17 protein-coding genes are annotated in these 21,551 nt (G+C 54.4%); 7 read left to right on the top strand and 10 right to left on the bottom strand.

What is annotated here, in order from left to right; translation table 11 throughout:
• Window positions 1-66: 66 nt before the first annotated feature.
• Both PL263_RS07970 and PL263_RS07965 read right to left on the bottom strand, forming a co-directional pair.
• Complete coding sequence (locus PL263_RS07970) at window positions 67-2,874, bottom strand: CHAT domain-containing protein (RefSeq protein WP_278212497.1); 2,808 nt, start codon at window positions 2,872-2,874, stop codon at window positions 67-69.
• A gap of 17 nt (window positions 2,875-2,891) precedes the next feature.
• Complete coding sequence (locus tag PL263_RS07965; protein WP_278212496.1) at window positions 2,892-3,842, bottom strand: CFI-box-CTERM domain-containing protein; 951 nt, start codon at window positions 3,840-3,842, stop codon at window positions 2,892-2,894.
• 325 nt (window positions 3,843-4,167) lie between these two features.
• On the opposite strand from PL263_RS07965, the gene PL263_RS07960 reads away from it, so the two are divergent.
• Window positions 4,168-4,320, top strand: coding sequence for a hypothetical protein (locus tag PL263_RS07960; RefSeq protein WP_278212494.1), 153 nt, complete (start codon window positions 4,168-4,170; stop codon window positions 4,318-4,320).
• A gap of 662 nt (window positions 4,321-4,982) precedes the next feature.
• On the opposite strand, the gene PL263_RS07955 is transcribed toward PL263_RS07960, so the two are convergent.
• The 3 genes from PL263_RS07955 to PL263_RS07945 form a co-directional block, all read right to left on the bottom strand.
• The gene (locus tag PL263_RS07955; RefSeq protein WP_278212493.1) at window positions 4,983-6,362 is read right to left on the bottom strand and encodes a trypsin-like serine protease; all 1,380 of its coding nucleotides are present in this window, start codon (window positions 6,360-6,362) and stop codon (window positions 4,983-4,985) included.
• A 221-nt stretch (window positions 6,363-6,583) separates the two neighbouring features.
• On the bottom strand, window positions 6,584-7,480 hold the full coding sequence (locus tag PL263_RS07950) for a hypothetical protein (protein WP_278212491.1): 897 nt from the start codon (window positions 7,478-7,480) through the stop codon (window positions 6,584-6,586).
• Window positions 7,481-7,940: 460 nt separating this feature from the next.
• Complete coding sequence (locus tag PL263_RS07945; protein WP_278212489.1) at window positions 7,941-8,201, bottom strand: SRPBCC domain-containing protein; 261 nt, start codon at window positions 8,199-8,201, stop codon at window positions 7,941-7,943.
• A 362-nt stretch (window positions 8,202-8,563) separates the two neighbouring features.
• Between PL263_RS07945 and PL263_RS07940 the strand changes: the two genes are divergently transcribed.
• On the top strand, window positions 8,564-9,094 hold the full coding sequence (locus PL263_RS07940; RefSeq protein ID WP_278212487.1) for a YgjV family protein: 531 nt from the start codon (window positions 8,564-8,566) through the stop codon (window positions 9,092-9,094).
• Here the strand turns inward: PL263_RS07940 and PL263_RS07935 are convergent.
• A complete protein-coding gene (locus PL263_RS07935) occupies window positions 9,091-10,050 on the bottom strand; it encodes an alcohol dehydrogenase catalytic domain-containing protein (protein ID WP_278212486.1) in 960 nt (319 codons plus the stop codon). The genes PL263_RS07940 and PL263_RS07935 overlap by 4 nt on opposite strands.
• Window positions 10,051-10,280: 230 nt before the next feature.
• On the opposite strand from PL263_RS07935, the gene PL263_RS07930 reads away from it, so the two are divergent.
• The 3 genes from PL263_RS07930 to PL263_RS07920 all read left to right on the top strand — a co-directional run bounded on the left by PL263_RS07930 (window position 10,281) and on the right by PL263_RS07920 (window position 14,222).
• Window positions 10,281-11,786 carry a phenylacetate--CoA ligase family protein gene (locus tag PL263_RS07930; RefSeq protein WP_278212484.1) on the top strand — a complete coding sequence of 502 codons (1,506 nt, stop codon included), beginning with the start codon at window positions 10,281-10,283 and terminating at the stop codon, window positions 11,784-11,786.
• A gap of 133 nt (window positions 11,787-11,919) precedes the next feature.
• Window positions 11,920-13,467, top strand: a complete 1,548-nt coding sequence (locus PL263_RS07925) for an alpha-isopropylmalate synthase regulatory domain-containing protein (RefSeq protein ID WP_278212483.1) — start codon at window positions 11,920-11,922, stop codon at window positions 13,465-13,467.
• 32 nt (window positions 13,468-13,499) lie between these two features.
• The gene (locus PL263_RS07920; protein ID WP_278212481.1) at window positions 13,500-14,222 is read left to right on the top strand and encodes a pseudouridine synthase; all 723 of its coding nucleotides are present in this window, start codon (window positions 13,500-13,502) and stop codon (window positions 14,220-14,222) included.
• A gap of 9 nt (window positions 14,223-14,231) precedes the next feature.
• Here PL263_RS07920 and PL263_RS07915 read toward each other — a convergent pair whose 3' ends face one another.
• The 4 genes from PL263_RS07915 to mscL all read right to left on the bottom strand — a co-directional run bounded on the left by PL263_RS07915 (window position 14,232) and on the right by mscL (window position 16,421).
• Window positions 14,232-14,627: a type II toxin-antitoxin system VapC family toxin gene (locus PL263_RS07915; RefSeq protein WP_278212480.1), complete on the bottom strand. Its 396-nt coding sequence runs from the start codon at window positions 14,625-14,627 to the stop codon at window positions 14,232-14,234.
• Window positions 14,624-14,890, bottom strand: coding sequence for an AbrB/MazE/SpoVT family DNA-binding domain-containing protein (locus PL263_RS07910; RefSeq protein ID WP_278212479.1), 267 nt, complete (start codon window positions 14,888-14,890; stop codon window positions 14,624-14,626). Before PL263_RS07910 ends, PL263_RS07915 begins: the two co-directional genes overlap by 4 nt.
• 196 nt (window positions 14,891-15,086) lie before the next feature.
• The gene (locus PL263_RS07905) at window positions 15,087-15,683 is read right to left on the bottom strand and encodes a Uma2 family endonuclease (RefSeq protein ID WP_278212477.1); all 597 of its coding nucleotides are present in this window, start codon (window positions 15,681-15,683) and stop codon (window positions 15,087-15,089) included.
• Between the two features lie 282 nt (window positions 15,684-15,965).
• Complete coding sequence (gene mscL / locus PL263_RS07900) at window positions 15,966-16,421, bottom strand: large conductance mechanosensitive channel protein MscL (RefSeq protein ID WP_222101894.1); 456 nt, start codon at window positions 16,419-16,421, stop codon at window positions 15,966-15,968.
• A gap of 536 nt (window positions 16,422-16,957) precedes the next feature.
• Between mscL and PL263_RS07895 the strand changes: the two genes are divergently transcribed.
• Both PL263_RS07895 and leuB read left to right on the top strand, forming a co-directional pair.
• Complete coding sequence (locus PL263_RS07895) at window positions 16,958-20,029, top strand: cytochrome c peroxidase (RefSeq protein WP_278212475.1); 3,072 nt, start codon at window positions 16,958-16,960, stop codon at window positions 20,027-20,029.
• Between the two features lie 367 nt (window positions 20,030-20,396).
• Complete coding sequence (gene leuB / locus PL263_RS07890; protein WP_278212474.1) at window positions 20,397-21,503, top strand: 3-isopropylmalate dehydrogenase; 1,107 nt, start codon at window positions 20,397-20,399, stop codon at window positions 21,501-21,503.
• Window positions 21,504-21,551 lie beyond the last annotated feature (48 nt).

Below are 21,551 nucleotides of genomic sequence, written 5' to 3'. Positions count from 1 at the left end.
AGGGGCTTTTTTGGTGTACCCGTCGGTTAAAGCGCAGCGGTCGGTCTGGTGCCGCCGCCGATTGGCTCAAAGGCCGTTACCGATCAATATGAAGGGAGCCCAGTAGTAGGGGTGGCTAAAAGAAACGCCGCCGTCGCCGTCGCTGGCCTGCACGCCGCGGCCGTCGTCGGAACCGGGGCCGGAAGCGCCGGTTATCATGGATAGCTGGGCTTGGCGGAGGGCATCTCCCTTGGTGGTGCCGGATTGTTGCAGGGCGCGATAAAAAGCGTTCATCAAGGCCTGGGTGCCGCCGTCGTCCACCGACCATAGCGATGCCAGCGTAGCGCGGGCTCCCGCGTTTTCCATCAGAAAGCCCAGCCCCAAAATCTCCTCACCCTTGCCCAGCGACGCCCCCAAAGCGGTTTCGCAGGCGCTGAGCGCAATCAAGTCGACGTTTTCCAGCGACCACTCGTACTTGACCTGATCGACCGTAACCCGTTCGCCGTTGCCGAACAGGATGAACGATTCGTCCGGCTTGCCTGACACCAGCGCCGCATGGGTGGCGAAGTGAATGATATTGAACCGGTTCAGTTCCGGAAGTACCGCAGCGGGAGTGAAGTTGCGGTCGACCAGCTTTAGCGCCCCCGGATACAAAGCGGCCAGATCATTCACTTCCAGGCCGGCAAACGGCAGTCCTTTGAAGTCGAAATGCCGGTCGCCCAAGGTGAAATCGTAATCGCCGCTGGCGAAGGCCGCCGCCAGCAATTTAGGCTCGCGCAGCGGCCGGGTCTCGAGTTCGGTCAGAGATAAAGCGGTTATGTTGACGGTGTTAAAGCGTTGCGCCAGCCATTGCCGGCCGTCGTGCAAGGCCGCCAGCGGGATGTAGCGCAGGACGCCGTCGGGGGCGTAGAGAATGGTTTTGGCACCGAGCTGGTGCAGATGGGGTTCTATCGGCTGTACCAGCCAGCGGTACAGTGTCTGCGCCCTTTGTTCGACGTCGTTTTGCCGCCGAGTGAGGGCGGTTCTCAGTTCCACAATCGCCTGATTCAATGTTGCGCGGTCCACCGGCACCGGAATATGTAATGGCGGACTCAGCGTCCCGACCAGGACGATCTCCAAGCGGTCGTCCAACACCAATGGATAGAGCAACACCGTCTGTGTTCCCAAGCGGGCCAGATTGTCCTTGAGCGAGCGCAGTTGTTCCAGAGCCGGCAATGCGGTTCGGGCTTCCCGGCTCAGATTGCCGATCAGAGCCTGAATCTCGCGGCTTTCGATGAAGGTTGCGAAGGCACGTTGCAGGCTGCGTTGCTGCCGGTCCAATTCCTGCCACTGTTTTTGCTGCTCCGGGCTCCGTTGGGAGCGGTCCAGTTTGTCCAAGGCCGCCAGTGCCTGGCCGGTGCTGATGGCTTGTCGCTCCAACGCGGCGTAGTTTTTTAAAATGTCTTGCTCTGCCGGCAATTCGGCCACACCCTGGCCGGTCGTTTCGTTGCCGCGCACCGGGCCGAGGAAGTCGGCGGCTTCCTGCACTTTTAACAGATCCAGCACTTGTTGGGCCTCGATCACCCGGTCCTGGCGCAGCAATAGATCGGCAAGACTGCGGTAAAAACCCTGCACTCTGGCCAGATAGGCTTTTTGATCCTGCTCCGGCAGGGATTTCAAGTCGTTGCGTATCCGTTCGCTGAGGTTGACGGACTGCTTGTAGAAGGCGATAGCCAAGGTCTGTTGACCTTGCCGCTCGAACAGGGCGCCGATGTTTCCCAGGGTGATTCTGGCATTGTCGCGGTCTCCAATGTCGCGCCAGATCGCCAGCGCTTGCAAATAGGCGGTAAATGCCGGTTCGAGTTGGCCGAGGCGGGCGTAAACGCTGCCGATGCTATCGTAAGTGGCCGCGGTCGGCTTACGGGTGCCGAGCTGTTGCAACACGTCGAGTGCGCTCGATAACACGGCGAGTGCTGGCGTGTGCTGCTGTTGCTCGCTTAGCGTCAGCCCGAGATTGTTTTGGGTTTCCGCGACGCCGAAACGGTCGTTGAGCTGCTCGCGAATCGCAATGGCGTTTTCGAAGGCTTTGGTTGCGGCCTGGTGATCTTTTTGTTCGGCGTAGATATAACCGAGATTGTGGTAAGCCGAAGCGATATCGGCCTGGACGTCGATATCCTCGGCAGCCTCGAAAATGGCCAACGCCTGGCGTTGCTGGGCCAGGGCCGTGTCGTATCGGCCCATTTCGGCATAAACCGCGCTGATATTGCTGAGGATGGTGCCTTTGTCGTGAACTGACGCCTCCGGCAATGCGGAGAACCGTTGTTGGGCTTGATGGTAGATCTCCAGTGCTTTGGCGTAGCGGCCCTGCGCCAGATAAGTCAATCCCAGATTGCCCAGCGTCCTCGCTTCGCCCAAGCCGTCGGCCAGTTTACGCCGCAAGCTTAGAGCCTGCTCCAAATGCGCCCCGGCTTTGTCGATCGCGCCCAATTTTCGATAGGTGGTGCCCAACATGTTGTGCAATATCGCCAGCTCATTCTCGTGCTCGGCGTCGAATTGCTGCAAGCCGTTTTCGAAGGCGGTCGTGGCCTGAGCGTATTGCTGGAGTTTTAGATGGCTGCGGCCGATTTTGTAAAATAAATCGCCGCGGAATTCAGGCGGCTCGGTGTTGTGCGCCAATGCCAGGGCTTGCCGATAATGGCTTAACGCCAGATCGTAGCGTTGTTGTTTAAACTCGCGCAAACCCAGTTCCCGCAAGCGCTGCGCTTGGCTGGGCCGGTTACCGGTCATGATGGCGCCAGACTCGGCATCGTCCGGAAAATCCAGGTTCTCCGCGCTGTGCAGCAAATTACAGCCGGCAGCGACCCAGCTCAGCACGCCGGCCAACAGGGCGTGGCGCAAAGGGGGCAATCCGCTCATGGCCGTCATCTCGGCCTTTACAATTTGACGCCGGTAACCGGTTTACGCTGGCGCTTAACGGCTATACCCAGCCCGAACAACAGGCTTAACCAAAACAGGGCAGGGTGTTTCAGTGCCGCCACCACCGGCCAGAGCAGCATCCGCGTCGCAATCCGGGCAGCTTGGTGCCGGGCGACATAGTCGGCGACCGGCGGCGAATACCGGTAGTACACATCGACGAAGGCGCGGCCCAGCGAGTATGGCAGCAAATGCCGGTCCCTGAAGCGTTTCAATGCCACCACTTCCTGCGCCAGCGGACTGCCGTAAGCAGCCGTGGCGATAAAACAATAATTCTGACGGCCATCGGGATTCCAGCGGCCGGGGCCTTCGGAACCGGTCTGACCGGCAGGCGTCAACTCCTCGGTATCGTCTTGATAATCGCTGCTATCGGTGATGTGCATCATCAAGGTTTGCCGCTGTTGGTCAACGTTTTGCAGATTCTGTTGCAGACTACCCAGTTGCGAATTGATCTGATTGATCTCCAACTGCAGTCTTTGTTTTAACAAGGGTTGGCTGGTTTGCTTCAACTGCGCCTGTTTCTGATCGAGCTGACTCCTGGCATTCACCGCCTCTTGTTCCAACTGTTTTTTCTGCCGGTTTAGCGCGTGCAATTCCTTTTTCAGCCGGATCTGATCTTGCGACAGCAGTGGCGGTTTGACCGTCATTCGGTCCGGCAAGCGCTGAACCGCGGGCGCGGACACCTTGTCGTCAACCCGCTGGGCCGGCTGGGTGCTGGCCGGTTGTTCGGCCTCGCTTGATGCGGGCTGTACTCGCGGAATCAATACCGGGTAGGTTAACGCCCGTTGCCTCAGGTTCGGCTCGTCCGCCGCCGCCCAGCCCGAGCCAAGCCACGCCACCAGGAAAAAAGTAACCACGTTAAACCGCATCGGGAACGTCGGCCCGCGCCGACCGTGTTGGTGACCGTTCATACCTACCCCCTGCACTATGCCGTTAAACCCAAACCGCAATTCCGTAGCCTGCTTTCGTTAAGGTTAGGGCGAAAAACGTTACGAAACCTTCGCCGTGGTCTGCCACGACAAAGGTGCGATCGGGGCTTTCTGCGGCGTTATCGCCGGAGCCCGCTAAACTGGCCGAATCGCGACGAGCCCGCACGCCGGTGCCAAGCGGGTTTCGGCTTCGTCCGACTGCAGCTTATTTGGCTTTGCTCGTCATTGCAAATTCAGCCCCGACTTTCGGTAGGCGCGGGTTTAAGACCGCTCGGATTTGGGGGTGTTTGGCGGAGCGGCAAATGCTTTGCCAGGATCAAATCCGCGCCCGCCGGACCCGGCCGAGGTGGCCGCACAAAGCCGGGAGCGAGAGCTGGCCGCCGCCTTGTTAGACGGCATCGACCTGGTATTGACGGTCGCTTCCCGCGCCGCAGCCGATCGGCTCTACCGGCCAATCTGATCATGCTGGAACCGCCGCTACCCATCTCGCCGTCCGATTCCGCAGCAATTTGGCGGCCGCGTTTAGAAGCCAATCCGGAGTTGGCGTGGTTGCGTGCGGAGAATCGGGCGGTTGGGGGGGAGGTGGCAATTGTTGGCTACTTGCCGAGTAGTTCACTGAAGGATACTTATGCTTGCAGAAGCGCGTGTCAGTATATTTTGGGTGAGTTCGGCCAAAAGCAGTCTATCAAGCTGGATTTCTGAATGGCAGGTTAATGCCGTAAATTGCTAGTTTAACGCTTGTCATAAAGCGTTGTTTTTAGATTTTGGCATTGTTAGTTGCGCCTCAATAAACCTCATTATCAAAAATACCGCCACAATAAAAAGAATACTTTAACTTTAGTGTATTGCAAAAAATAGGGATTTTCAAGGTGTTCTTAGGAATTTGACGTCACCAGGGGGTGTTGCCATGGTGTAGATTTCAAAAGAAAAATAAATGAAAACTTTTCTACAATTAACTCGACCGAACGATGACAACAATTCCCAAACTAAATGCTATCGCCCGTTGTAAAGGCGTTTAGCTTAGTTAGCGATAATAACCTTAAAATATTGAATAATAATTAGTTATAATGAGATCAGAAAATATTCGTAACTTGCTAAATTAAAAGCTATTTTTTTTGTTATTCATCTTATTTTTCCAGCCAACCATATGCTAAAAGCGTCGATTCTAGTTTCAAATCCTTCAGTACAAGTACTATTTCCTCCTGATGTTATTCCTACTTGAATTATTGATCTAGATGAAAAAATGAAAGCAGGCCCGCCGGAATCACCTTTACATGTATTTTTTCCAATTACTTGGAAAGCCACTCTGCGATTCTCTACCTTATTGATATACCAAGACGCCTCTCTTTTTATTCCAACCCCAACCTTTTGATCTTCAATGACATCATAACCAAAGCCTACAAAAGTCAAATTTTTTCTCTTATCCAATATTTCATTCCATGATGGTAAACCGGTATGTAACATTACTGGCTCAACGGTTAATTCGTGTTTGAGATAAACCAATCCTATATCATCTTCTAAAGTATTTCGATTAAACTTGAATCCTATTATATTTTCCTTAGGATATTCGAAATTACTTATGCCAATTGCTTGAATTTCAGGTTGCTGTATATTTGTACCTAAGATAAAGCTCATATTGTCTAGCTGATTTTCATATCCTTCTAAACAATGTGCTGCCGTAAGGATTGTTTGTTTTCCAACAACTGTTCCTGTACAGTGTAATCTTCCTCCAATTAAAATAGCGCCAACATTCATATAAGAACCCGGTTCCGTTTCGTCGCCACCTCTAATATACGGTTCAACAATCCCCATTGAGCTGAGTATTGGTGCCTTTAATACGCTAATGTCAATTACGGAATAATTGCTTTTTTCATCTTTGCAGCATCCGCCTTTATTGCTCACTGAAATATCTAGATCGACTGAAAAATAGTATAAATTACCAGGAAATCCATGAATAATTTGTTGGTCACTCGTTGATTGCAAATTAATTTCATTGCCAAACCGGTCCGTTAATTTAAACTTTGGACTGATACCTTTTGAAGAACTATTAAAATTTAAAAGGTAGTCTGCGGCTGGAAATTCTTTGTCAAACTTTATTGTGACCAACGCTCTAGAGTTTGCGGTAGCTTGTCCAGTAGTATCGTTTCCGAAAATTCCCACACAATTACTTAATGCACAAGTAGCGCAGTTACGAAAATGACCACCTAAAGCTGTTGCTGCATTTGATAAAGAAAAAGAGATAGATGAGTCGTCTTGACGCAAAATCTTGACATTTGCAATTGCCTCGGCTGAACTATGTCTTCCATATGCATGACAATCGCTTGTTTCCGTACCTTCAATTTTTGCGGCCAACTCACTCAAATCTCTTTTATGTATAGGAGAAACACCATTAGCCTGAACAGATATGGAATTAATAGGATCTACAAAAATCTGGAATGCCTTATCTGCAAAACAGCTTGTTGGTATGCCAATAAAAAGAGATAAAAAAATAAAATATCTCATAAAATCACCTAATAACTAATTTGCATATACAGGAAAAATATATCGACGCGCCGTCTAATTCTTGTAAATTTGTTAAAGGAATACTGAAATTCTATAAATATTAGAAAGGTGGCGATCTGTTTTAGAAAACGTCCAAAAACCTCTTTCATCATTGATTGTAACGCATTGAAACATTGGAGGCTGCATGACTAAAAAAGGAATTTTTTAAAAGTTAATTTTAGTTATTTTTTTACGGTATCGGTAGCCGACTTTTTGGATGCATCAATTGCGTCCTTTATTGATTTACCTTGTGCGACCAAAGCATTAATTATTTCTGCATCTGTTTTAATACCTGTATCTTTTTCCGATGTAACTGATACACCACATTCACTATGGAATGAAATTTTTCCTTTAACTGGGAATGCCACTTGCTGAAAAAATCTAGGATCGCTTATTTTTAGATTTTTCTTGTACTTATGGCCTAAATATGTAAATTTTATCGTAGCATTACGACATGCCGAATAAATTAGACCACTCATTTCCATGGGGCCAGAAAAATCTTCAATTGCTTTAGCGTCAGGCGGTATGGGGGAGAAGTCAATTGTAACTCCTTCGCTCGCATCAACATCTTGTTTCCCTTCTCGACCAACTTGATTGGATGACATCACCAACGAAGTTTTTATTTCTTTGGGAAGCATTCCTGGTTCCAGTCCCTTAGATGCATCAAAGGCCATGGCCGCAACACCGGTTATAATGGTTCCAACTTTCTCAATCATTTCAACTCTTCTATCGGTTACTTCTGTACCCGATTCTTTTATTAGTTCAGTATTTTCAATCTTTGCAATGTTTAGATTAGTTTCGACACCAATAGGGTCAGATTTACGTATGCCGACTTTAAAATCGATCGATTCAGTGGGTATTGATACTACTGTTAAATTGCTAACATCTTTGCCTTCTGCATTTTTAATAGTGCCTTGTTGATCAATTTTTATAATAGACTTACTTAAAAAGAAAGTATCTATTTCATCTCCCTTCAAATCCTTCGCACTAAAAATTTTGCTGTACTCGACTGTTGGCACTACAGTGCAGCCCATTTGAGTTACACAGCAAAAAATGGTTATTGCGTTTAAAATTTTCATCTTTTCCTCTTTTATTTTTATATAAATACAGCGATCAGCCAAAAATAATAAAATAAGTCTCGAATACCATAAATTGAAGCCCATATTCCTAGCATAGCAATCCACTAATATAGCTCTGAATATTAACTTATTAATATTCAAGCCACATTTATGGGTAATAGTTAAAATTTAGATTATTTGATATAATGCTATAGATGTCATAGACAAGTCTATGACGCATAAGTACTAGTACGAACGTACTGGTTCGACGGCTCATTACAACTGAACCCTGGAATTAGATTCTTTTCGAATGAATGACAAATTTATGTCAATTTTTTGCCATCTGGAGGTAAAGTCCAATAGTCTTTTTTGGGTCGATTCCAGTAATTCTGTCAGTCCCTAGGCTGATGACATGGACTCCTCCTCAACCCACAAAAAATGAATATGGCATTTCGGATCTGCCGAATCATACTCGTCCACTTTATGGCTGTTCCGCGCGGGCTTTCAATCCCTGATTCATCGCTGCAAAACCGGGCAGCACCTCGCGTTGCAAGCTGGCGGCAAATAGCGGGATTAGCAGTCCGCTGAAACGCTCGCTGTGGCGGAAGCGGGTTTTGTCCGCGGCCAGCGGTTCGATAGTAAATCGGTGTTCGCCGTCGAACAGGCCGGGAAGCAGAACCCGGCCCAGCCATTTCAATTCTCGCTCCGACTCCACGGTAACGACAGTCGGCTGAAATTTCATGGTCTTGTCGGCCTGGATTTGCACGTGCAAGCGGCCGCCGACTTTGGCTTCGCCGGAAATGGCGCGGACGAACGAGTTTCAGATCGGATAGGCGGCAAAGTCCGACAAAATGGCCCAGACTTCGGCGGCTGACGCGGCGATTTCGATTTCGTATCGATTTGATAATGAAACATCGCGGGTTTGCTGGGTCGGGTTGCGACGATTGGCTTGGGCCGACGGTATGCCCGATCCGGATTAGCGTATATCATCCTGGTCGGACTGTAGCCGTATTTGACATTAACAGACCCGTCCGAACAACGGGCGCGCCGGCCGTTGACACGCTAGCGGTCGCATTTAATCTGCAACTTAGGAATCCGCCACCTTTGGCCGCACTGATCGACACCCTGGATTTGCACAGCCTGGCCTATGCGGTGGGCAGTATCGGCATCGTGCTGGAGTGGCGCGCTTACTGGTTGCCGGGCGGCCGGGCGTTTCGGCGCTGGTCGGCGACTGGGGCCTTGTTTTGGGCCGGCCAGTATTTTTTATTGAACGCCTGGACCGCCGGCTTGAACATGGCCGGCACCGCGTTGCGCACCTTGTTGTCCGCTTACCTCACCCACGGGGCCGGCAAACATTGGACGGCGGCCGGATTTACCTTGGCTTTCGCCGCGTTCACTGCATTCTCCTGGCAGGGGCCGATATCGCTGGCGCCGGGCTTTGCGACCATCAATACCACCGTCGCGTTGTTTTATCTGGATAACCGGCGGATGCGCATCGCCTTGCTGGCCTCCAGCCTGGCCTGGATCGGCAACGACCTGTATTGGCAGGCTTGGCCGGCGTTGCTGGCCGAGAGTGTGGCCATGCTGGTCAATATCCGGACCATCGTCGGTTTATATCGACAAGAGTCGGTTTAGCACCGCAGCAGGATTTTGCGCACGCCGGGCTGGGCGGCATGGGCGAACGCGGCGACGCCGTCGCGCAACGGGTATTCGCCGTCTATCATGGTCTCCAACGGCACGGCGCCTTTCACTAATAATTCCACCGCCTCAGCGAACGGTCCGCAGCGCGAGCCGAGCAGCGTAATTTCGGCGACGACGATTTTGCTTAAATCCAGCGCCGCGCCGGCGGCAAAAGTGCTTTTCAATACCAGCGTGCCGCGCGCTCGGGTCAGGCGTAGTGCTGCCGTAAAGCCGGCGGCGTTGCCGCTGGCATCGACCACGCAATCGAAACGGTTGTCCGGGCAATCGGCGGCTAGACCGGTCTGCAAGCCCCAACTTGACGGTAAAGCCAGCGAAGCCGGCGTCCGGCCCAGCATCACGACGTCGTGGCCGGCCAGGGCCAGCACTTTGCCGATCAACAGGCCGAGCCGGCCCGGACCGACCACGGCGATTTCGCCGGCCGGCCGCTGCGCCAGTTGCTCAGCCACGCGCAAGGCCGCCGCCAGCGGTTCGACAAATACCGCCGCCCGATCCGGCACCGCGTCGGGGATGCGGTGCAGGTTGCGAATCGGCAGGGTCAGATAGTCGGCGAAGGCACCGTGTTGGCCGCGGATGCCCAGCACGCGCCGGTTCGGGCAATGTTCCGGGCCGTGTTGCAGGCATTCCGGGCAGGTTTGGCAACCGATGTTGATGCTGCCGACCACCCTTTGTTGCAGCCAAGCGTCGTGTTGCGGGTCGCCGACCGCCACCACGCGGCCGACGAATTCGTGGCCGGGAATGCCGCTAAAGCCGGCATAACCTTGCGCCAATTCCAGATCGGTGGCGCAGATGCCGGCCAGGCGCAGTTCGATCAAGGCTGCGTCCGCTGCCGGCACCGGCTCGGCAAAGTCGGTGCGGTAGGCCAAGGTGTCGGATAAAACCAGTGCTTGCATGATCGGTACGCCGGACGAGGAAAAGCCGATTATCGCGCAAATGCCGGTTGGGGAGAGCTCAATGTCGTTGAGTTAAGGATGGTAGGAGCGGGCCATGCCCGCGATCATAAGCCTTCGGTTGCAGGCTGTTCCCGCTCCTACAGGATGTGAAAAGGCCTTAACTTAACGAGATTGGGGGTGAGCCGGGATGGCGCTACAATCTGACTTCGACTTTTTTCGTGGGGATTGCCATGTCCGATTTTCCGTTGCCGCCGGCCGCCGAAGCGTTCGATCGGTTCGTCAATACGCCGCTGGATCGATTGTTAGCCGAGAATGCCGAGTTGGATGTCCGGCACAAATATTTGCAGCTGTTCAAACGCTGCGCCGCCGAGGTGCCGGCCTACCGCGATTTTCTGGCCGCGAGGCAGGTCGATCCGGCGCAGGTCAACGATTATGCGGCGTTCAACAATCTGCCGTTGATGGGCAAGGCCGATTACATGCAGGCCTATCCGCTGCCGGAACGCTGCTTCGGTGGCAGCTTGCACGGCGCGGACCGGGTGGCGGTGTCGTCCGGTTCCACCGGCAAGCCGACCTTCTGGCCGCGCGCCGCCGCCGACGAATTGGAGGTAGCGCTGCGTTTCGAGCAAGTGTTTGCCGACAGTTTTCAAGCTGATCGGCGTAGCACTTTGGCGGTGGTGTGTTTTGCCTTGGGCAATTGGGTCGGCGGCATCTTTACCACCTCCTGCTGCTGGCAGCTGGCGCGCAAGGGCTATCCGCTGATGGTGGCGACGCCGGGCAACAACAAGGCTGAGATTCTGCGGGTGGTGCGCGAATTGGCGCCGCACTTCGCACAAACCGTGTTGCTGGGCTATCCGCCGTTCGTCAAGGACGTGATCGACGCCGGCATCGCCGAAGGTATGGAGTGGGCAAAGTACCGGCCCAAGCTGGTATTCGCCGGCGAAGTGTTCAGCGAGGAATGGCGCAGCTTGCTGGCCCGGCGCATCGGCTCTGCAGATATTTGCTGCGACAGTGCGTCGTTGTACGGCACCGCCGACGGCGGCGTGCTGGGTAACGAAACTCCTTACAGCGTCGCGATCCGGCGTTGGCTGGCCGACCGGCCGGATGCGGCCCGGGCCTTGTTCGGCGAGTCGCGCCTACCGACCCTGGTGCAATACGATCCGGCCAGCCGCTTTTTCGAATTGCACGACGGTACCCTGGTGGTATCCGGCGCATCCAGCGTACCGCTGCTGCGCTACCACATCGCCGACAAGGGCGGCTTGGTTGCGTTCGCCGAGATGCGGGATTTTTTAAGCCGATACGGCGTAACATCGCATGTCGATCTGGGCTTGCCGGCCGACTTTCGGCCGCGGGAGTTGCCGTTCGTGTTCGTGTTCGGCCGGGCCGATTTCACGGTGTCGTATTACGGTGCCAATATTTATCCGGAGAATGTCACGGTCGGTTTGGAGCAGCCGCAGATCGCGGCCTGGGCCAGCGGCAAGTTCGTGTTGCAGACCCGAGAAACCGCCGACGGCGACAAGGAACTGCAGATTGCGGTGGAACTGTTGCCCGGCGTCGCGCCGGCGGCGGAGATGGTGCCGGCCATCGCCGAATCGGTCAAAACTCAATTGCTGCGCTTGAACAGCGAATTCGCCCATTACACGCCGGCCGAGCGCCAGTTGCCGCAGATCACGCTGCACGGCTTCGGCGATGCCGAGTATTTTCCGGTCGGCGTCAAGCATCGTTATACCCGGCGTTGACGGCCGGGTGCAGGCCGCAAATTGCAAAGCGGGTGCCGGTTGAGGGACAATAACCGGTCAAGCCCGGCGGCGATAGGCGCGCAATTGCGTTTCGCCGCCGGGCGCAATACCTCGACCAACACCGACGAAAACCATGTCTACATCGGCCAGACACATTCAATTGATGGATACGACGCTGCGCGACGGCGAGCAAACCCAGGGCGTGGCCTTCACGCCGATGGAGAAAGTCAGCATTGCCAAAGCCTTGTTGCAAAACCTGCGCGTCGACCGGATCGAGGTGGCGTCGGCCAGGGTGTCGGAAGGCGAGAAGGAAGCGGTGACGCTGATCAACCAATGGGCGCGGCAGGAAGGTTTTGCCGAGCGCGTCGAAGTGCTGGGTTTTGTCGACCACACCCGCAGCGTGGATTGGATCAAATCAACCGGCGGCCGGGTCATCAATCTATTGGCGAAGGGCAGCGAGAAACATTGCCGCGAGCAACTCGGCAAGACCCTGGACCAGCACAGTGCCGACGTGTTGCAAACCATCGGCTATGCCCATGAGCAAGGTTTGAAGGTCAACGTGTATTTGGAGGATTGGTCCAACGGTTACAAGAACAGCCCGGATTACGTCTACGGTTTGATGGATCGGCTGCGGCAAAGCCCGGTCAGCCATTTCATGCTGCCGGATACCTTGGGCGTGATGGCGCCGGACGAGGTGTTCGCCAGCTTCAGCGACATGTGCCAGCGTTATCCGGAAGTGCAATTCGATTTCCATCCGCACAACGATTACGGTTTGGCGACCGCCAACGTGATGGCGGCGGTGCGGGCCGGGATCAGCGCGGTGCACTGCACCGTCAATTGCCTGGGCGAGCGGGCCGGTAATGCCTCGCTGGCGGAAGTGGCCGTGGTGTTGCGCGACAAGATGGGGCTGGAATTGGCGATCGACGAAAGCCATCTGGTGCGGATCAGCGACATGGTGGAAAACTTTTCCGGCAAGCGGGTCGCGGCCAACGCACCCATCGTCGGCGCCGACGTGTTTACCCAGACCGCCGGCATCCACGCCGACGGCGACCAGAAGGGCGGTTTGTACAAAACCAAACTCGGTCCGGAACGCTTTTCCCGCATCCGCAGTTACGCGCTGGGCAAGATGAGCGGCAAGGCTTCGTTGAAGAAAAATCTGGAACAGTTGGAACTGGATTTATCCGAAGAAGACCAGAAAAAAGTGCTGGCGCGCATCGTCAGCATCGGCGATTCCAAGCAGACCATCACCACCGACGATCTGCCGTTCATCATCGCTGACGTGCTGGAAAGCAAGAGTTACCAACACATCAAATTACTGGCTTGCGCGATCAATAGCGGCTTGGACTTGCCGTCTACCGTCAGCTTGCGGGTGGACGTCAAAGGCGAAAAGCACCAGGCTACCGGCGCCGGTAGCGGCGGCTTCGACGCCTTTATCGATGCCATCGGCAAAGTGCTGGAAAAGTACGATTACCGGCTGCCGACACTGGCCGATTACGAAATCCGCATCCCGAAAGGCGGCCATACCAGCGCGCTGACCGAGTGCGTAATTACCTGGGACTGCGGCAGCGAGTTGCGCAAGACCCGCGGCGTCCACGTCAACCAAGTTTTTGCCGGCATTTTGGCGACGATCAAATTGATCAACATTCAATTGCACGAGATGGCTGCCAGCCCAAAGGCCTAGGGTTCGCTTCGCGTATCCGGCCGGCTCGTTCCGTGCGGTTAAACAATCCTCTCATCGAAATTTACCGCGACGCGTGGTTGCTGGCGGTGCACAAGCCGGCCGGCTTGCTGGTGCACCGCAGCCCGATCGACAAGCACGAAACCGAATTTGCCCTGCAATACGCGCGGGCCTTGAACGGCGGCGAACACGTCTACCCGGTGCACCGGCTGGACCGACCCACTTCCGGCTTGCTGGTGTTCGCCCGCGACCCGCAAACCGCCAGTAGCCTGGGCAAGGCGCTGATGGCCGGCGACGTGTGCAAAACCTACCAGGCCATGGTCCGCGGCTGGACGCCGGAACACGGCCTGATCGACCATCCGTTACGCGACGAACCGGAAGACCGCCGCCGGAAAAGCGAGCCGCAAGCGGAACGCGAGGCCCGCACCCGCTACCGGCGGCTGGCGACAACGGAAATCCCGGTCGCTATCGAAGGCCACGCCACCAGCCGCTACAGCCTGGTCGAGCTCTACCCGGAAACCGGCCGCAAACACCAATTGCGCCGGCACATGAAGCACATCAACCACCCGATCATCGGCGACGCCAATCACGGCCGCGGCCGCCACAACCGTTATTTTGCCGAGCGTTTCGGCCAGAGCCGTTTGATGCTGGCCGCGACCGAGATGGTTTTTGCGCATCCGGCGACCGGTGAGAGGTTACATTTGCAGGCGGAATTGGAGGACAGTTTTTTGCAGGTGTTGTCGGTGTTTGCGGGGTAGGGCAATCGTTTAATTTCCTAAAACCCGCACTTCCGGTGCCAATCCTGCATCCCTGGCCGCTTTGCAAAAATTGCGGTCAAAGGTATACATGACGGCTTTACCGCATGCCGCCAGATGCAAGGCATCCGCGAAATCGGCGCCTTGCGCGTACCATTCCAGCGCATTTTCGACGGCTTCCGCATCCTCGATCACGGCGTTGTCCACGTCCAATAATGCCGAGAAAAAAGCGATCAGTTGGTCGCGGGATTTTTTATATCGGGCGCGTAACACCCATTCGGTTTCCAGCAGCACGGTGCGCGAAACAAAGATCAGGTCGCTGGCAATCAATTCCCGAACCAAGGCAACTTGTTCCGGATGGTCGTCCACCACCGCCCGCACCAACAGATTGGTGTCAAAAGCAATCATGGAGCATCCGCACCGTCTTCTGCATTGAGCTCCACCGGCTGACACAAGGCATCTGTGGATAGCGGTGGTCCGTCATGCTTGAGCATGCCGATCAAATCCGCCAAATTGCGGCCGGATTTTTTCTCCACCGCTTTTAGCGTAACGCCGGATGCATTGGCAATCAGAGTAAGTTCCGTGCCGGCTTCCCAATGTAATTCGTCGCGAATTTGCTTGGGTATAACAACCTGTCCTTTGCTGGATAGGGTAATTGTGGCGGTAGACACTGGCAAACTCCTTCGGGTGACACAGAAATGAAGACGAATTATGGGCCGGCGACGGTCTATAGACAAGGCTTCGTCGCTCTCGCGCACGGCGAAGCACATGATTTTTCTCGGTATTTTCGGACCGAGTTAGCCGGCAGTTTTTGCAGGTGTTGTCGGTGTTTGCGGGGTAGGTTAGGGCGGGCTTGCCTTAAGCGGCTTAACCGAGGGTTGCCGTCAGCGGCTGCTCGGAATCCAGCGCGACGTCGGCGTATATTTCGGCAAAATCCAGTTCCAAATTCAGCTCCGGAATTGCCAGTTTATCGCCAGGTCCGGTATGGCTGTGCAACAGCCAGGCGTTGTCTGCGGTGCGCCTGAAGCAATCGATGGCCTGAGTCCGGCTGTCGATCAACCAATAGCTCTGCAGGCTGTCGAGTTGGCGGTAAGCGGCAAACTTGGCGCCGCGGTCGAAAGCTTCGGTGGAGGGCGACAATACCTCGGCGATGAATACCGGGTGTTGTTTGAACAAACGGTTGTCCCGGTCTTTGGGATTGCAACTCACCAGTACGTCCGGGTAAAAGAAGGCGTTGGCCGCAGCGACGTTGACTTTCATGTCGGAAATATAGGCCCGGCAAGGCGACTGTTTCAGCGCTTGTTTCAGTAGAAAGGCCAGGTTCATAGCAATGGAAACATGCGCATCGCTGGCGCCGACCATGGCCCAGACCTCGCCGTCCAAATATTCGTGTTTTACCGCCGCGGCCTCTTCGCCTTGCAGATACTCTGTGCAGCTCAACTTCAACTTTTCGGCAACTGCCATAGTTCTATCCTCCGTTGCTGGTCGGCCTAATTCTACTCCTCCCGGCCGCGATGTGAACTGCGCAATCCTTTTCCGCCAAGGTTCGTTCGGTTAAATCGTCGGTAAGATCGGTTTGAACCCGGAAACGGTTCAGAGGGGCGAGGCAACCGTATGCCTTGAGTTGATGGTCGGCGGGTGTGACCAGACTGGGTGCGGAGCGTCGTCGGATTACGCTAGGCTACCCGACCTACAAGGTTTAGAGGGGAAGGGGTTGCGTCGTTAACCCCTTCCGTATGGCCGGGTTTATTTTTTCAGCAAATCGCGGATTTCGGTCAGCAATTTAACGTCTTCGGGAATGACCGGTTCCGGAGTTGGTTCTGCTGGCGCGTTGCGGTTGGACATTTCCACCAACTTGTTCATCGGTTTAACGATCACGAAAAACACCACTGCCGCGGTGATCAGGAAACTGACCACAGCGCCGATAATCCCGCCCAGGTCCAACTCGATCAATTTGTTGACCATATGGGTTACACTTTCTCCGGCGGCATTTTTTTCGGTCACTTCCACCATTTTTTCCATAATCGGAATCGTCAATTTCGGTTGCGGGCCGCCGCCGGCCAATGCCAGGATAGGTTCGACGATACCTTTGGTAAACGCCGTTACGATGCCGGTAAATGCGGCGCCGATAATCACACCGGTCGATAAATCAACCACGTTGCCTTTCAAGATAAATTTTTTGAATTCTTCTAATGTTTTCACGATAAGCCTCGGTTTTTGACGGATGATTCTGGATTCGTGGCGTGCAATGGTCGCCGCCACGTTATGGTTATGTGAAAGCGCTGCGGCTAACCGATTTGACTGGGGCGCTTGTAGGCTTTCGCCGACAACCATACCAGATAAATTGGTTTGATGACTAGGCGGACTTTATTCAATGCAACAAGTAAATCATGGGAAGAAGTCGCTACCTTACCAGCTAAGCCGACAAACCCCATTTCATAACCTTCACCGTCTTGGCCTGGTTGGCGGTGTTTGCCCGTCCGGAAACCGTCCAAAGCGGCACAGGGTATTCATTGATTGCTAACTGGCTCCATAGGCAATTCTTAGAAAGTTATCCTGCCGACAGGACATGTCGGTTTCGTTTACAACCCTAAAAAAATAAAGCCTACCAATGACTTGCCAAGTCATTAATTGATAACCGAATATCTATAGCCGGCATATAGATTGCTCATACTTTCGTCGAGCAGACAATCGACGAGCTGCTCATCTTGTATTGTTTAAATTGACTTGAGAACGAGATGATCAAAAACCCCTTACGACAGTTGCCGCCCGACAAGCCGCGGCCGGCAAAATCAACTGCCACCCTAGACGCGCCCTCGCTGCTATTCGCCTTGGCTTTGAGCACGATCTGCATGTCTGCAGCGCATGCCGTGGTGTTCTTTTCCGATGATTTCGAGCGGACGACGCTGGAGCCCAGCGCCGGTGCACCCAGCGGCCTGATTCAGGACCAAATGCCCAACAATGCCTATCAATATTTCGCTAAAACGCGGGTTTGGACTGCGGGTGAGAATAAGCTGGAAGTCTTGACCAATGGTTTTGATGGCGTAAGCGCGCGCAGTGGCAAGCATTTCGTCGAGCTGGATACCTGGACCAATTCCAGTATGTCGACCAAGGTTAAGTTGGTCAACGGCCAGAACTACAAACTGCGTTTTCATACGCGAGCCAGAAACCTCTTTCAATTTGGTGGCGGTTTAAGGGCCTCGATTACATCCACGAACTACACCAGCGGTTATTTTTCGGTGGGCGACACCTTGGACTGGACGGCATGGGAATTCCCGTTCAATTACAGCGGCCCCACGGGTGATGTCACCTTAAGTTTCGAGGCTACCGGTGTTTCGAATGCCATTGGTACGCTGTTAGATGATGTTTCGCTGGAGACGACAATAGTCGGCGATCCTAATGCCCCTGAAGCCTTGACTGGCATTTTGCCGCCAGCCATACCGGGCTTGGTAAGCAGCGACAGCATCCGAACCGATATCGTTACGCCAGTCGTAGTCGACAAACAAGCGGCAATTGCCCTGGGCAAAGCCTTGTTTTGGGAACAGGGGATCGGCAGCGATCAAATGGCCTGCGCCAGTTGCCATTTCCATGCCGGCGGCGACAACCGGGTGAAAAACCAACTTTCGCCCGGCCTGAACCATGCTGCGGCGAGCGGCACGACATTCGAACCGACCCGTTCCGGCGCACTGGGCGGGCCTAACTACACCCTGACCAAAGCCGATTTCCCGTTCGATCCGGCTAATGACGACACTGTCACGTCGTCGGGCACTTTCTCCGGCCAGTTTCGAGCACCAATTGCCGACAGCAATAACGAGGATTGCGACCGCGATGTGTCGCCGATCTTTCACGTCAATGGCGTCGGTACCCGCAATGTCGAGCCGCGAAACTCGCCAACCGTCATCAATGCCGCCTATAACTACCGCAATTTTTGGGACGGCCGAGCCAACAACCAATTCAACGGTGTATCGCCATTCGGTCCACGGGATGTTGCAGCCGGGGTGTATATCAACGACAACCAACGCCGCAACGCTGATTTTCAACAAGGTCAAAATAATTTCAACGGTACCGTAGACACCTATCTCAACGCCTTCAGTCGATCGACCTCCTACGCGGCGGCCACCTCACTGCAGGTTGACGACGGTTCGCCCAACCAAAAAAACATCTTGATTCGTTTCGACAATTTGTTTGGCAACGGCGAAGGTCAAATTCCGCCTGGTTCGAAAATCGAAAGTGCTTCGCTCAAGGTCTTTGTGACGCAAACCGACGCTCTCGACTACGTAAGCATTAACCAGATGTTGGTTCCCTGGAATGACAACTCGACCTGGAATTCGCTGGTAAGTGGCGTGTCGACCAACAATGTGGAGGCCAGCAGCACGTCGTTATTCAGGCTATCCGCCGGCGGTTCCGGAACACAGAGCTTCGATAATTTGACCTCTTCGTTGCAAGCGTGGTCGAACGGCTCGCCTAACTACGGCTGGGTGATTGTCACCGGGGCTTCCGACGCCGACAACTGGACCATCGCCAGCGCTCAGGCGGCGAACACAACACAAAGGCCGAAACTGGTAGTGACTTACACACCGCCAGCGAAATTGGTCAAGAGACCGCTGAAACTGACAAACGCCTCAATGGCGTCACAAGCGGTTGGCCCGGTCGGTAGCGACTTTGAAATGGCCTGCCGCGCCAGAAAGTTTGCCGATGTAGGACGCAAGTTGTTGAACAGAAAACCGTTACAGTTCCAAGCCGTGGCTGCTGACGACAGCGTATTGTCGGCGTTGCCTACCTTGCTTGGCACCAACGGTACTTACAGCACCCTGATCCAAAAGGCTTTTGCACCGGCCTATTGGAACGGCGACTGCGGCAACCAGTGCGGTACGCCTAACCCTGGCGTCACGCCTAGCGGCCCTTACAACCAGATGGAAGCCAATTTCTCGATGTACTTCGGGATTGCCTTACAACTGTATCAAGAGACTTTGGTGTCCGACGACAGCCGTTTCGACCGCTGGAAACGCGGCCTGATTACGCCTACGACTGCCGAGCGCAACGGCGAAGCCGTATTCAACGGTAAGGGCGCATGCAACGCCTGCCATAAAGGCCCCACCATGTCGAATGCCACGCGATTGCAAACCAGCAACAATGTTATCGAAGGCATGCTGATGCAAAATAATCAGATCGCCATCTACGATACCGGCTTCTACAACATCGGTGTAGTACCAACCCGTTACGACATTGGTGGAGGCGGACTCGACCCGTTCGGCAACACGCTCTCACTGACTCGTCAGTTTGTGCAAAGTCGGTTTGTCGACGAATTCGGCGTCGAACCTTGCAAATTCGAGCAGGATAACGGCTTGTGCCTGGACAACTCGCCGGCACGGCGGGCGCAAAACATCGCTCTGGTTGACGGCAGTTTCAAGGTGCCCACCTTGCGTAACGTCGAGTTTACCGGGCCTTACATGCACAACGGCAGTTTATCGACCCTCGAGCAAGTGGTCAGCTTTTATAACCAGGGCGGCAACTTTGCCAATCCGGAATTGCATCCCGACATCAAGCCGTTGGGCTTGACGCCACAAGAGCAAGCGGATTTGGTGGCGTTCATGAAGACCTTCACCGACGCCCGTGTCAGTTACGAAAGAGCACCTTTCGACCATCCGTCGCTCTCTGTTCCCAACGGCCATGCCGGCGACGCTTTTGTGGTCACCAATGGTAATGCCCTCGACCCCGCTTTGGGTGTGGATGAGATTCGCCAGTTGCCGGCCGTTGGCCGTAATGGCAAATCAACGCCCCTGCCCACCTTTGAAAACGGTTTGAAATAAACCGCTACTTCGGCTCTCTCCACCCGCATTCGCCGCGCGGTGGAGAGGCTTCATTCGCTGATTTGACCTGCGCTTATTTCCTCCTCATCGCCCAGACATTGGCATTAGCCAGGCCTGCCGCTTTTGACCCTGTCGCGTTCGGACAGGATGCAATTCGTTTGGTTGGCAGCTGGATTGACCTGTCGCCGCAGCCCGGTGGCGGTGAGCGGCTTGACCTATCAAATGCGGAAGCAGGGCAATACCGCGGCAGTGTGTGCAAACGTTATTTCCGGGCGTTACGACCTGCGCTATCTGGTAAAATCGACGGGTTTATTGCTCGGATCGCAGTCCGTATTTATCGATTTATCCATTCAACCAGCACCATCCCATGAAAAACTACAAAATCGCAGTCCTGGCCGGCGACGGTATCGGCCCTGAAATCACCGCGGAAGCCATCAAGGTTTTAAAAGTCATCGAAGAGCGCAACGACGTTCAATTCGAATTGCTGCCGGCCTTGTTCGGTGCCTGCGCTTACTTCGCAACCGGCGACGCCTTCCCGCAAGCCACCATCGACATTTGCGACCAGGCCGATGCGATCCTGAAAGGCCCGATCGGCTTGAGCCATGAGGAATCCAAAAAAATTCCTGTCGAAAAACAACCGGAACGCGGTGCGCTGCTGCCGATGCGCCGCCGTTACAACACCTACGCCAACTTCCGCCCGGTGTCCTTGCCCAAATCGCTGGCGCATTTCTCGCCGTTGAAACCGGAAGTGATCGGCGAAGGCATCGATTTGATCATGGTGCGCGAACTGGTCGGCGGCTTGTATTTCGGTAACAAGGAGCGCGGCGTCAACGAGCAAGGCCAGCGCTATGTCCGCGAAACCCTGGAATACGACGAAGAGCAAATTCGCCGCATCATGCACGAGGCCTTCAAACTGGCGCAAAAACGCCGCAAATTGCTGCACAACATCCATAAAAGCAACGTGCTGATGTCCAGCGTGTTGTGGAACGAGGTGATGGAAGAAGTGGCGAAGGACTATCCGGACGTGCAGGTCGTCAACTACCTGGTCGACGCCGCCGCCACCGCGCTGTGCCTGAAACCGACCCAGTTCGACGTGATGGTGATGGAAAACATGTTCGGCGACATTTTGAGCGACCAAGGCGGCGGTATTTTAGGCTCATTGGGCTTGATGCCATCTGCGTGCATTGGCCCGGACAAAGCTTACTATGAGCCGTCGCACGGCTCGGCGCCGGATATCGCCGGCAAGAACATCGCCAACCCGTATTCGATGATCGGCTCGGTGGCGATGATGCTGGAAAACAGCTTCGATATGGAAGACGAAGCCAAAAACGTCTGGGCGGCGATGCAGGGCGTGTTCGGCGACGGTTACTCGACAGCCGACCTGTCCAAGCCGGGCAGTGGCGTAACGATGATCAGCACCCAGGAGTTTGGCGACAAAGTGGTCGAAAAACTGCGGGCGATGCCTAAGGTTTAAATCCCGGCGGCAAAGCCGAATCGGCTTAAAACCCAGTTAAAGGCGGGT

This window comes from Methylomonas sp. EFPC3 (genome assembly GCF_029643245.1).
In the GTDB taxonomy this organism is placed as follows: Bacteria; Pseudomonadota; Gammaproteobacteria; order Methylococcales; family Methylomonadaceae; genus Methylomonas; species Methylomonas koyamae_B.
The sequence above is the reverse complement of the archived record's forward strand: the minus strand, read 5'-3'. Positions and strand labels throughout refer to the sequence as shown.